Annotated in this window: 10 protein-coding genes; 1 reads left to right on the forward strand and 9 read right to left on the reverse strand. The window is 74.6% G+C overall.

Annotated elements, in window-relative coordinates; all coding sequences use genetic code 11:
• Nucleotides 1-18: 18 nt before the first annotated feature.
• The 4 genes from ACZ7KX_RS24765 to proB form a co-directional block, all read right to left on the reverse strand.
• Complete coding sequence (locus tag ACZ7KX_RS24765; RefSeq protein WP_396551715.1) at nt 19-603, reverse strand: SCO2584 family spore wall biosynthesis protein; 585 nt, start codon at nt 601-603, stop codon at nt 19-21.
• 90 nt (nt 604-693) lie between these two features.
• Nucleotides 694-2,016: a glutamate-5-semialdehyde dehydrogenase gene (locus tag ACZ7KX_RS24770; protein ID WP_470328353.1), complete on the reverse strand. Its 1,323-nt coding sequence runs from the start codon at nt 2,014-2,016 to the stop codon at nt 694-696.
• 79 nt (nt 2,017-2,095) lie between these two features.
• The gene (locus tag ACZ7KX_RS24775) at nt 2,096-2,620 is read right to left on the reverse strand and encodes a hypothetical protein (protein ID WP_396551713.1); all 525 of its coding nucleotides are present in this window, start codon (nt 2,618-2,620) and stop codon (nt 2,096-2,098) included.
• Between the two features lie 172 nt (nt 2,621-2,792).
• Entirely contained in the window at nt 2,793-3,929 is a 1,137-nt protein-coding gene (gene proB, locus ACZ7KX_RS24780; RefSeq protein WP_350525624.1) for a glutamate 5-kinase, read from the reverse strand.
• 314 nt (nt 3,930-4,243) lie between these two features.
• Here proB and ACZ7KX_RS24785 point away from each other — a divergent pair, with 314 nt between their 5' ends.
• Nucleotides 4,244-5,035 (forward strand): hypothetical protein, encoded by a 792-nt coding sequence (locus tag ACZ7KX_RS24785; RefSeq protein WP_470328354.1) that lies wholly within the window; start codon nt 4,244-4,246, stop codon nt 5,033-5,035.
• An 85-nt stretch (nt 5,036-5,120) separates the two neighbouring features.
• Here the strand turns inward: ACZ7KX_RS24785 and obgE are convergent, their stop codons facing one another.
• From obgE to ACZ7KX_RS24810, 5 genes are all read right to left on the reverse strand, one after another.
• Nucleotides 5,121-6,599 (reverse strand): GTPase ObgE, encoded by a 1,479-nt coding sequence (gene obgE / locus ACZ7KX_RS24790; protein ID WP_470328355.1) that lies wholly within the window; start codon nt 6,597-6,599, stop codon nt 5,121-5,123.
• A 117-nt stretch (nt 6,600-6,716) separates the two neighbouring features.
• On the reverse strand, nt 6,717-6,974 hold the full coding sequence (gene rpmA, locus ACZ7KX_RS24795) for a 50S ribosomal protein L27 (protein ID WP_030058248.1): 258 nt from the start codon (nt 6,972-6,974) through the stop codon (nt 6,717-6,719).
• A 14-nt stretch (nt 6,975-6,988) separates the two neighbouring features.
• Complete coding sequence (gene rplU, locus ACZ7KX_RS24800) at nt 6,989-7,306, reverse strand: 50S ribosomal protein L21 (RefSeq protein WP_030233759.1); 318 nt, start codon at nt 7,304-7,306, stop codon at nt 6,989-6,991.
• 228 nt (nt 7,307-7,534) lie between these two features.
• A complete protein-coding gene (locus ACZ7KX_RS24805) occupies nt 7,535-11,071 on the reverse strand; it encodes an Rne/Rng family ribonuclease (protein ID WP_470328356.1) in 3,537 nt (1,178 codons plus the stop codon).
• A 395-nt stretch (nt 11,072-11,466) separates the two neighbouring features.
• The gene (locus ACZ7KX_RS24810) at nt 11,467-12,267 is read right to left on the reverse strand and encodes a TIGR03936 family radical SAM-associated protein (RefSeq protein WP_470328357.1); all 801 of its coding nucleotides are present in this window, start codon (nt 12,265-12,267) and stop codon (nt 11,467-11,469) included.
• Nucleotide 12,268: the final 1 nt, after the last annotated feature.

Genomic DNA, 12,268 nt, shown 5'->3' on the forward strand with positions numbered 1-12,268 from the left:
CCGTGCGGCGTCCGGCGGCTAGCCCGCCGGTGCGGTGACCACCAACGACGGCTCGGCGGGCGCGGGGCGCGGGTCCACCCCGGCGCTGCTGCTGCCCGACTCCGGTCTGCGGGGCGCGTCCGAGGAACCGCCCACGCCCTGGTAGATCGCCGCGACCGCGACCGCCACCAGGCTCACGCCCATGATCACGGCGAGCACCCAGGCCACCGGCCGGTGCCAGCGCTGCTGGGCCACGTACCGGCCGCGGGCGCGCACCGGGTCGTAGCCGCGCCGCCACCGGCGCCGGCTGCGCCGGTCGGTCGTCCGGCCCGGTCCCGACCAGGGGTCCGGGTAGTGGTGGTCCTCGTCGAGTCCGCTCGGGTACGGGCGCAGCTCCAACGGGAGCCCCTCCCCGGCCGAGACGTCGTAGCCCCAGCCCGGGCCCGCGGTGTCCGGCTCGAACCGGGCCTCGGCGGCGGCGAGTTGCCGCTCCTTGGCAGTCGGCTCGTGCACGGCGGCGGACCGGACGAAGGCCTCATCGAAGACCACGGTGGCGAACTCGTCGTCCGCACCACCGTGGTCGGCGCCGTCGGGGTACGGCAAGCCCCCCACATCCTCAGCCACGGATTCAGCGTATTACCGGCCGGGCGTTTTGTCTGTGGCTCCCGGCAGTTGGTCCGTCACACGTGTGACGGCCGGCTCGCGGGCCGCGGCTCAGCGGGCGTCCGGGTCCCCGCCGACGGTCTGCGTCGCCTCGCCCCGCACGTGCCCGTCACCGGTGACGATGTACTTGGTGCTGGTCAGCTCGGGCAGGCCCATCGGGCCGCGGGCGTGCAGCTTCTGGGTGGAGATGCCGATCTCCGCGCCGAAGCCGAACTCGCCGCCGTCGGTGAAACGGGTGGAGGCGTTGACGGCCACCGTGGTCGAGTCGACCAGCTGGGTGAAGCGCCGGGCGGCGGCCTGCGAGGTGGTGACGATCGCCTCGGTGTGGCCGGAGGACCAGCGGCGGATGTGCGCGACGGCGGCGTCCAGCGAGGGCACCACGGCCGCGGCCAGGTCGTACGAGAGGTACTCGGCGCCCCAGTCCTCGTCGGTCGCGGGCACCACGGTGGCCGGACCGCCCTCGGCGGCCTTGAGCACCGCCTCGTCGCCGTGCACGGTCACCCCGGCCTCGGCCAGGGCGGCCAGCGCGAGCGGCAGGAAGGCGTCCGCGACGTCCTGGTGGACCAGCAGTGTCTCGGCCGCGTTGCAGACGCTGACCCGCTGCGCCTTGGAGTTGAGCAGGATGCCGACGGCCATCGCCAGGTCGGTCTCGGCGTCCACGTACACGTGGCAGTTGCCGGTGCCGGTCTCGATCACCGGGACGGTCGAGCCCTCGACCACGGTGCGGATGAGCGAGGCGCCCCCGCGCGGGATCAGCACGTCGACGAGGCCGCGGGCGCGCATCAGCTCCTGCACGGAGTCGCGGCTCTCCCCCGGCACCAGCTGGACCGCGTCGGCGGGCAGCCCGGCCGCGGCGAGGGCGTCCCGCACCACGGCGACGAGCGCGGTGTTGGAGCGGTAGGCCGAGGCAGAGCCGCGCAGCAGCGCCGCGTTGCCCGACTTGAGGCAGAGCGCGGCGGCGTCGGCGGTGACGTTCGGGCGGGCCTCGTAGATGATGCCGACCACGCCGAGCGGCACCCGCACCTGCCGCACGTCCAGGCCGTTCGGCAGGGTGTAGCCGCGGACGACCTCGCCGACCGGGTCGGGCAGGCCGGCCACGTCGCGCACGTCGGAGGCGATCGCGGCGATCCGCTCCCCGGTGAGGGTCAGCCGGTCGATCACCGACTCGGCGGTCCCGGCCTCGCGGGCCCGGGCGACGTCCTCGGCGTTGGCCGCGACGATCTCCGCGCTGCGGGCCACCAGCGCGTCCGCGATCGCCAGCAGCGCGGCGTCCTTCGCCCTGCGCGGCAGCGGGGCGAGCACGGCGGCCGCCTCCCGGGCTCGGCGCGCTACGGCGAGGACGGGGCTGTCGGCGGTGGCGAGGTCGCTGGTCATGCCGCCAAGGGTAGCGACTGCGCCCGCCCGGGCCGCCCGCGTTCCGCATGGCGAACAGCGGCCGCCCGGGACGGTCCGGTCAGTACGGGTGCACGCCGCCCAGGTGCGGTGGCGGATCGCCGAAGCCCTCCGCCACCCGCTTGTGGTACGTCGCCCGGTCGACCACCTCCAGCCCGACGATCTCCCACGGCGGCAGGTTCGCGGTGACCTTGTGCTCGCCCCAGAGCCGAAGCGCGATCGCCGCTGCGTCGTGCAGGTCCCGGGCCTGCTCCCAGTAGCGGATCTCGGCGTGGTCGGCCGCGTAGCGGGCGGTCAGGAAGAACGAGTGGTCGTGCGCCAGTCTCTCCAGTGAGGCGCGCAGCGAGGACAGCTGGGTGGCCTCCCCGGACACGCTCAGCACCACGTGCCACAGCCGCGCCTGCTCGGGCACGGTGGGCGGCTCCGCGGCGTCCGCGCGCTGGGTCCGCAGCCTGCGCATCCCGGCGGGCCCCTGGGGCGGCCGACCGGCCGGCTCGGCGGGGCCGTCCCCACGTCCGCCGTCGATGCTGGTCAGCCGCCGGCCCGCCGTCCCTCCGGTCAGCGCTGCCTCGCGCCTGCGTTCCACCGGCGGCCTCCTGTTCGGCGATCTCGTGTCGTCCCCACCGCCCCGTCGGCCTCTCGGCCGACCGGTACGGCTGCGCCCCTCCTCGCCCGTGGCCGGGCCGCTCCCGGTACGGAGCGGCCCGCCGTCCGCACTGCGCCGATCGGCCGGCGGCCGGTGCCGGCCCGCCGAGCGGTCAGCCGCGCAGAACGACCAGGTCGTCGCGGTGGACGACCTCGCGCTCGTACGCGGCGCCGAACTCCTGGGCCAGGTCGCGGGTGGACCGGCCGAGCAGGCGGGGCAACTCCCTCGCATCAAAGTTGACCAGTCCGCGAGCCACGATGTGGCCGTTTTCGGCAAGAAGGTCCACCGGATCACCCGCGGCGAAGTCCCCGTCGACCTTGGTGACCCCGGCGGGCAGCAGCGAGGCGCCGCCGGAGACGACCGCTTCGACGGCGCCCGCGTCCAGGTGCAGGGTGCCGCGGGGGCTGCTCGCGTGGGCGAGCCAGAGCATGCGGTCGGAGGTGCGGGCGCCGGTGCGCAGGAAGAGCGTGCCGGTGGGTCGGCCGGCCAGCGCGTCGGCGGCCTGGCTGGCCGCGGTGAGCACCACCGGGATGCCGGCGCCGGTGGCGATCCGGGCCGCCTCGACCTTGGTGACCATGCCGCCGGTGCCGACCCCGGCCTTGCCCGCGCTGCCGATCTCGATGCCATCGAGGTCGTGCGGGCCGCTCACCCGGGCGATCCGGCTGGTGCCGGGGCGGGACGGGTCGCCGTCGTAGAGGCCGTCCACGTCGGAGAGCAGGACGAGCAGGTCGGCCCGGACGAGGTGGGCGACGAGCGCGGCGAGCCGGTCGTTGTCACCGAACTTGATTTCGGCGGTGGCGACGGTGTCGTTCTCGTTGACGATCGGCATCGCGCCCATCGCCAGCAGCTGGTCCAGGGTGCGGTAGGCGTTGCGGTAGTGGGCGCGGCGGCTGGCGTCCTCGGCGGTGAGCAGCACCTGGCCGACCCGGATGCCGTACCGGGCGAAGGAGGCGGTGTACCGGGCGACCAGCAGTCCCTGGCCGACGCTGGCGGCGGCCTGCTGGCGGGCCAGGTCCTTGGGTCGCTTGTCCAGGCCGAGCGGGGCGAGTCCGGCGGCGATGGCACCGGAGGAGACGAGCACGACCTCCGGGGCGTCGGGGCGACTGCGCACCTTGGCGATCGCGTCGACCAGGGCGTCGACGCGGTCGGCGTCCAGGCCGCCGGCCGCCGTGGTGAGTGAGGAGGAGCCGACCTTGACCACGATCCGCCGTGCGGTCAGCACCTCCTCCCGCAGAGAGTCCTCGCTCATCTCGCTGTACGCCCTTCCGGTGTGGTGCGGGTGCGGCGGGCCCGGGCCCGGCCGTCACCCCCGAAATCTACGCGATCCGCGCAGGTCTCCCGCAGGGAGTTTCACCGGCTGGACCCGGGCCGGTCACGGGCCTGCCACAGCCCGTCCGGCAATCCGGATGGCTGGTATGGTCCCTGACCGAAAGCCAGATCGGGGGACGGCTTCTTGCCCGCTGGACCCATTTCGTCTTCGACCCTTGCTGTCACGAGAGGGCGGCGCCGCACTGGGCAGGCCGGCAACGGTTCGCGGTCGCGCGCCCGGGAGAAAAGCGCATCATGCGTTCGTACACCACCAAGCTGACCGTCGCCGCCCTGGCGGCGGCCACCGCGCTGTCGCTCGCGGCCTGCGGCCCGGACAACACCGACCCGGCCGCTCCGACGGGCGGTGCCACCGGCGCCGCTCCGGCGCCGACCACCGGCGATCCGGGCGCCACGACCGGAGGCGCGTCCACCGGGGGTGCCGCCACCGGCGGTGCCACGGCCGGCGGTGCCGCGGCCGGCGGCGCGACCGGCGGTTCGACCGCCGCCCCGTCCGGCGCGGCCACCGGCGGGGCCACGGGCGGAGCCGCCACGGCCGGTGCCGCGGGCGGCGGCGCCGGCAAGCTGCCGCAGGCCGGCACCACGGTGAAGTTCGGCCAGCCGGCCACCGTGGACTTCGCCGACAAGACCTTCAACGCCGCCGCCAAGCTGGAGGTCAACGTCACCGGCATCGCCCCGGGCTCGATCAAGGACCTCCAGGACTCCAAGGCCACCACCGCGGGCCTGGACGGCCGCTCGCTGTTCTACGTCAGCTGGACCATGAAGAACCTGACGGACGCCAAGCTGACCTTCGCCGCCCCGAACTCCAAGTTCCGGGTCTACGACGTCACCGGTGCCACGGCCACCCCCGTCCTCACCTCCGGCACCCCGGTCGCCAAGTGCAACACCCCGAGCTTCTCGGGCGCCACCAAGGGCGTCGAGTTCAAGGGCTGCGACATCATCAGCCTCCCGGCCGGCGCCAACCCGGCGATGGTCGGCTACGGCGACTCCACCGACATCTCCAAGATCCAGGCCGCCTGGACCAAGTGACACCGCGCCACCCCTGAGCACGGGAACGGCCCCCGCCACCTCGACAGGTGGCGGGGGCCGTTCGCGTCAGCCGGTCCGAGCGGGCTCAGTCCTCGTCGTCGTCACCCTCGATGGCGGCCTGGCGGCCGCTGGACAGCGCCTCGAAGGCGAGGAACTCGGCCTCCGCCGCGTCCCGGCCCTTCTGCTTCTCGCGGCGGCGGTCGACCGCCGGGCGGGGCGACTCGAAGCGGTGGTCCTCACCGCGGCGGCCGAGCATCTCGGCGCCGGCGGCCATGGTCGGCTCCCAGTCGAAGACGACGGCGTTCTCGTCCGGGCCGATGATGACGGTGTCGCCCTCGTGCGCCCCGGACTTCCACAGCTGGTCCTCGACGCCGAGGCGGGCCAGCCGGTCGGCGAGGTAGCCGACGGCCTCGTCGTTGGCGAAGTCGGTCTGGCGGACCCAGCGCTCCGGCTTGACGCCGCGGATGCGGTAGGCGCCGTCCTCCTCGGTGATGGTGAAGCCCGCGTCGTCGACGGCCTTGGGCCGCAGCACGATCCGGGTGGACTCCTCGGCCGGCTTGGCGGCGCGCGCCCCGGCGACGATCCCGGCCATCGCGAAGCTCAGCTCGCGCAGGCCCTTGCGGGAGGCGGCGGAAACCTCGAACACCCGGTAGCCGCGCTCCTCCAGGGAGGCGCGGGTCAGGTCCGCGATGTCCTGGCCGTCCGGCACGTCCACCTTGTTGAGCGCGACCAGGCGCGGACGGTCTTCCAGGCCGCCGTACTCGGCGAGCTCGGCCTCGATGGTCTCCAGGTCGGTCAGCGGGTCGCGGCCGGGCTCCAGGGTGGCGCAGTCCAGCACGTGCACCAGCACCGAGCAGCGCTCGACGTGCCGCAGGAACTCCAGGCCCAGGCCGCGGCCCTGGCTGGCGCCCGGGATCAGGCCGGGCACGTCGGCGATGGTGTAGACGGTCTCGCCCGCGGTGACCACGCCCAGGTTGGGGATCAGGGTGGTGAACGGGTAGTCCGCGATCTTCGGCTTGGCGGCGGAGAGCACCGAGATCAGCGAGGACTTGCCGGCGCTCGGGTAGCCCACCAGGGCCACGTCGGCGACGGACTTGAGCTCCATGACGATGTCACGGGCCTCGCCGGGCTCGCCGAGCAGCGCGAAGCCGGGTGCCTTGCGGCGGGCCGAGGCCAGCGCGGCGTTGCCGAGGCCGCCGCGGCCGCCCTGGGCGGCGACGAAGCTGGTGCCGTGCCCGACCAGGTCGGCGAGCACCTCGCCCTTGCGGTCCAGCACCACGGTGCCGTCCGGCACGAGGAGGACGAGGTCCTGGCCGTCGGCGCCGGTGCGGTTGCCGCCCGCGCCCGGCTTGCCGTTGGTGGCCTTGCGCTTGGGCGAGTGGTGGTACTCCAGCAGGGTGGTGACCTGCGAGTCCACGGTGAGGATGACGCTGCCGCCCTCACCGCCGTTGCCGCCGTCCGGGCCGCCGAGCGGCTTGAACTTCTCGCGGTGCACGGAGGCGCAGCCGTGGCCCCCGTTACCCGCGGCGACGTGAAGTTCGACGCGGTCCACGAAGGTGGTCATGGGTGTGCCTCCAGTGCGCGAGAGTCTGCTTCTACCTGCATAAAGCGTGAAGGGTGGACCGGAGAATTCCGGCCCACCCTTCACTGTGAGTCATGCGACTCGGGAGTCCGCTGGGACTCAGGCCTCGACGGCCACGATGTTGACGACCTTGCGGCCGCGACGGTTGCCGAACTGCACGGCACCGGCGGTCAGCGCGAACAGGGTGTCGTCGCCACCGCGACCGACGCCCGCACCCGGGTGGAAGTGGGTGCCACGCTGGCGGACGAGGATCTCGCCGGCCGAGACGACCTGGCCGCCGAAGCGCTTCACGCCGAGGCGCTGGGCGTTCGAGTCACGGCCGTTACGGGTAGAGCTTGCGCCCTTCTTGTGTGCCATATCTCGCTATCCCCTTACTTGCTGACCGAGTCGATGCTGGTGATGCGCACCGCGGTGTGCTTCTGGCGGTGGCCCTGACGACGGCGGTAGCCGGTCTTGTTCTTGTAACGCAGGATGACGATCTTGTCACCCTTGGTCTGGTCGACCACCTCGGCGTGAGCCTTCACGCCGGCCAGGACCCACGGGTCGGAGGTGACGGCGTCACCGTCGACGACGAGGATGGTCGAGAGCTCGACCGAGTCACCCGGCTTGGCCTCGATACGGTCGATCTCCAGCACGTCGCCGACGGCGACCTTGTGCTGGCGGCCGCCTGCGCGAACGATCGCGTACATGCGGTACCTGCTTTCCTTGCTCGGTCGGAACCCCCGACGCCAGCCACCTGGGTACGGACACAGGAGCCTCTCCCCGGCTCTCCGCGCGGACGCGGCGACCTCGGGAAGGTGATGTGCTCGGGAGCATGGCGTAGACACGCCGATGGTCAAGAATACGGACCGGCCGCCCGGGGGGCAAACCGGCCCGTACGGCCCGGGGCGGGATCGCTCCCGCCCCGGGCGTGGGCACTACTCGGCTGCCGTATCACCCTCGGCGGCCGCGGCCTTCTTGGCCGCCGCGCTCGTCCGCTTGGTCGCGGTCTTGCGGGCGGTGGTCTTCTTGGCCGCCGTGGTCGTCTTCTTGGCGGCGGTCTTCTTCGCGGCGGTCTTGCGGGCGGCCCGCTTCTTGGGAGCCGGCGCCTCCTCGGCGGCGGCCTCCTCGGCGGCGGCCTCCGCGACCGGTGCCTCGGCGGCGGGAGCCTCTGCGGCCTCCTCGGCCGGGGCCTCGGCGACCGTGGCCTGCGCGACGACGACCGGCTCCGCGGCGGCTTCCGCGACGGCCGGGGATGCGGCCTCCAGGGCCGCCTCCAGCGCCGCCTCGGCCTTCGCCTGCAGCACCACGATCTCGGCGGTGTCCGGCGAGCCCGCCGGAGCCGTGGCCTTGCGCACCGCACGGCGGCGCGGACGGCCCGCCGGAGCGGCCGGCGGGGCCTGCTCCACGACCTGCTCGACGACGGCCGGAGCCTCGACCTCGGCCTCGGCGCCCGGGACCTCAAGCGCCAGCTGGCCCTCGATCTCCTCGCGCACCGGCTCGCCCGGCAGTTCGGCGATCTCGGCCACCGACTCGGTCACGACGGCCTCGACGACCTGCGCCTCCTCGTGGCCCGCGCCGCCCTTGCCCCGGCGACGGCGCTTGCCGCTGCCGGCCTCGCCCGCCGGGGCGGACGGCGCGTGGACGTGGGCGCTCGGCTGCTCCATGTGGACGATCACACCGCGGCCGTTGCAGTGCACGCAGGCCTCGGAGAAGGACTCCAGCAGGCCCTGGCCGACCCGCTTGCGGGTCATCTGGACCAGGCCCAGCGAGGTGACCTCGGCCACCTGGTGCTTGGTCCGGTCCCGGCCCAGGCACTCCAGCAGACGGCGCAGCACCAGGTCGCGGTTGGACTCCAGCACCATGTCGATGAAGTCGATCACGATGATGCCGCCGAGGTCGCGCAGCCGCAGCTGGCGCACGATCTCCTCGGCCGCCTCGATGTTGTTGCGGGTGACCGTCTCCTCCAGGTTGCCGCCCTGGCCGACGAACTTCCCGGTGTTGACGTCGATGACGACCATCGCCTCGGTGCGGTCGATCACCAGCGAACCGCCGCTGGGCAGCCAGACCTTGCGGTCCAGCGCCTTCATCAACTGCTCGTCGATCCGGTAGGTCGCGAAGACGTCCACCTCGGAGGTCCACCGCTGGAGCCGCTCGGCGAGGTCCGGGGCCACGTTGGAGACGTACTCGTGGATGGTCTTCCACGCCTCGTCGCCGGAGACGATGACCTTGGTGAAGTCCTCGTTGAAGATGTCGCGGACGACCCGGACGGTCATGTCCGGCTCGCCGTACAGCAGCGCCGGGGCGTTGCCGGTCGCGGCCTTCTTCTGGATGTCCTCCCACTGCTGCTGGAGGCGCTGGACGTCGCGGGTCAGCTCCTCCTCGGAGGCGCCCTCGGCGGCGGTGCGCACGATGACGCCCGCGTCGTCCGGGACGATCTTCTTGAGGATCTGCTTCAGGCGGGCGCGCTCGTTCTCCGGCAGCTTGCGCGAGATGCCGGTCATCGAGCCCTCGGGCACGTACACCAGGTAGCGGCCGGGCAGCGAGATCTGGCTGGTCAGGCGCGCGCCCTTGTGGCCGATCGGGTCCTTGGAGACCTGCACCAGCACGGACTGGCCGGACTTCAGCACGGACTCGATCCGGCGCGGGCCGCCGTGGCCGCCCAGCGCACCGAAGTTGACCTCACCGGCGTACAGCACCGCGTTGCGGCCCTTGCCGATGTCGACGAAGGCGGCCTCCATCGACGGCAGCACGTTCTGGACCTTGCCAAGGTAGACGTTGCCGACGTACGAGGTGGCCTGCTCCTTGTTGACGTAGTGCTCGACGAGCACGCCGTCCTCCAGGACGCCGATCTGGGTGCGCTGGCCGTTCTGGCGCACCACCATGACGCGCTCGACCGACTCGCGGCGGGCCAGGAACTCGGCCTCGGTGATGATCGGCACCCGGCGGCGGCCCAGCTCGCGGCCCTCGCGGCGGCGCTGCTTCTTCGCCTCCAGACGGGTCGAGCCCTTGATGGACTGCACCTCGTCCGGGTCGAAGGACGGCTCGGTGGAGCGGCGGCGCGGCTCGCGCACCTTCACGACGGTGCGGACGCCGTCCTCGGTGGTCTCGGCGGCCTCGACGGCGCCGGCCTCACCGCTGCGGCGGCGGCGGCGACGGCGGCGACGGGACGAGGACAGGCCCGCGGCCAGCTCGTCGTCCTCCTCGCCCTCCTCGTCGTCGGCCTCGGCCGGCTCCTCGGCGGAGGGCTGCTCGGCCTCGACGGCCTCGGCGGCCTCGAAGTCCTCGGCCTCGCCACGGCGGCGGCGACGGCCGCCCCGGCGACGACGGCGCGACGGACGGCCGTCGTCCTCCCAGTCGCCCTCGGTCTCCGGACCGGCGGCGGGGGCCTCGACGGCCGGGGCCTCGACCGGAGCGGCGGCGACCGGCGCCTCGGCGACCGGCTTCGCGGCGGCGGGCTTGGCCGCGGGCTTCTCGGCAGCCTGCTTGGCGGCGGCAGCCTTGCGGCGGCCCGGCTCGACCCGGGTGCGGACCCGGCGGCGGCGGCCGACACCGCTGTACTCGTACTCGTCCTCCTCGTGCCCGGCCTCGGCCTCGACCGGGGCCGCGGCCGGAGCCTCGACCGGCGCCGGGGCGGCGGCGGGCTGCTGCGCCGCGGTCGGCGCGACGTAAGGGGCCGGCTCCTGGAAGACCGGGGCCTGGAAGACCGCGGTGGCCGGGCGCACGGCGCGACGGCGCACCCGGTGGTGCGGCTCGGCCTCGGCGGCCGGCGCGGGCGCGGGCTCGGCCACCGGAGCGGCAGCCTCGGCAGCCTCCTCCTCCGGCTCCTCGACAGCGGGCTCCTCGGCCTGCGGCTGCTCGGCGGCCGGCTCCTCGACCGGGGCCTCGACGACCGGCGCGGCCTCGACCACGCGACGGCGGCGGGGGCGGCGGGCCGGAGCGGCGGGGGCCTCCTCGGCCGCCGGCTCGGCGGCGGCGGGGGCCGGGGTCTCGACGGCCGGGGCCGGCGCGGCGGGTGCTTCGGCAGCGGGCGCCTCGGCGGCGGGCGCACCGGCCGGAGCCTCGGCGCGCTTGCGGGTCCGACGGACCCGGGCGGGCTTCTCGGCGACCGGCTCGGCCGGCGTCTCGGCGGCGGCCGCGGCGGCCTGGTCGGCCTCCGGCGCGGTGACCGCGACCGGGCTCGCCTCCGGCGTCCCAGCCGGGGCCTCGGCCCGCTTGCGGGTCCGACGGGCCCGGGCGGGCTTCTCGGCGACCGGCTCGGCGGCCGGCGCCGGAGCGGCCTCGGCCGCGGGCGTCTCGGCCGGCAGGACGGTCTCGGCCGCCTCGGCGGCCGCACCCTGCGGGGTGCCCGCCGGGCGGGAGACCGCGCGGCGGCGGCGGCGCGGCGGCGCGGCGGACGCGCCCTCGCTGCCGGTCGCGGCGGTTTCGTCGTGTTCCGTGGCCGCAGTCTGCTGCGGATCGGTGTTATCGAGCATGCGGGTGGATCTCCCGTCAGGCCCCCGGGCTCCGCATCCGGGCACGGCGCGGCACCGGTGGGCGGCCGGCATCGCGACGATGCTCGGGCCGGACCCATTCACGGTGCCGCCGTGCGGACGCGAGGCCGCACAGGGGCTCGTAGTCTCGCTCGGCGCCCCGCGCTCGGCGGGGTGTCGAAAGTCTTCTGGTCTGACCAGTCTTCTGAGGTTTTCCCAAGCTGCGCCGTCCCCCAACCCCGGGTGGCTCCCGGACCGGGCCCCGGGCCCACCGGCCTTCTTGCCGGCAGGCCCCGGGTGGCAGGCCTGTGCTGCGACGACGCTCGCTCCCCTGGGGAGCCGCGGGAACCCTGGAGGACCGTCGGGCCCAGTGAGGCACTGGACCCGGCCTCCGCCCGCTAGGCGGGCGCGGTAGCGCGCGGCCCGGCGCCCGGCTCCGAGCCGGCCTGGGCCGCGGCGCGGTCGAGCGCCAGCGGGTCGGTCACCGTGCCGGTCCCCTCGTCGAGCGGCCCCTGCGCCAGCCTGGTCACCTCTGCGGGGACCGGCGGCGCCAGGTCGGCCGTCGCACGGAGACCGGACAATACGTCGTCGGGTCGTACGGCGGGTGTGGCGTGTCGTACTACCAGGCGCAGTATCGCACAGGGACGGCCGGTCCGAACATCGCGGTCGGTTCCGGCCGCCGTGTCCGCACCGCCGTCGACCTGGGGCGGGAGGACGTCGAGCGCCGCCACCGCACCGCGCGCGTCGAAGACCCGCACGCCGTTCTTGGTGAGGCGTTCGACCTCGACCCGCTCCTCGGCGAGGAAGCGCGACGCCGCGTCGGCCGCCTCCTGCGGCTCGACGCCGTCGAGCCGGACGAGCCACTCGGAGGCCTCCAGGCGCTCCACGAAGTTCGGCGTCCGCACCTCGACGGCGTCGATCACGTCCAGGCCAGCCGGCAGCGACTCGTCCAGCTGCGCCCGAAGCTGCTCGGGGTCGCGGAGGGCGGCCAGGCCGATCTCCAGGTACTCCGCCTCGCTCGCCACCCCGGTGGGGGCGGCGTTGGCGTAGGAGACCTTCGGGTGCGGGGTGAAGCCGGCCGAGTAGGCCATCGGAACGGCGGACCGGCGCAGGGCGCGCTCGAAGGCGCGCTGGAAGTCGCGGTGGCTGGTGAAGCGGAGCCGGCCGCGCTTGGTGTAGCGGAGACGGATCCGCTGCACC

It is taken from the genome of Kitasatospora sp. NPDC038210 (assembly GCF_055600605.1).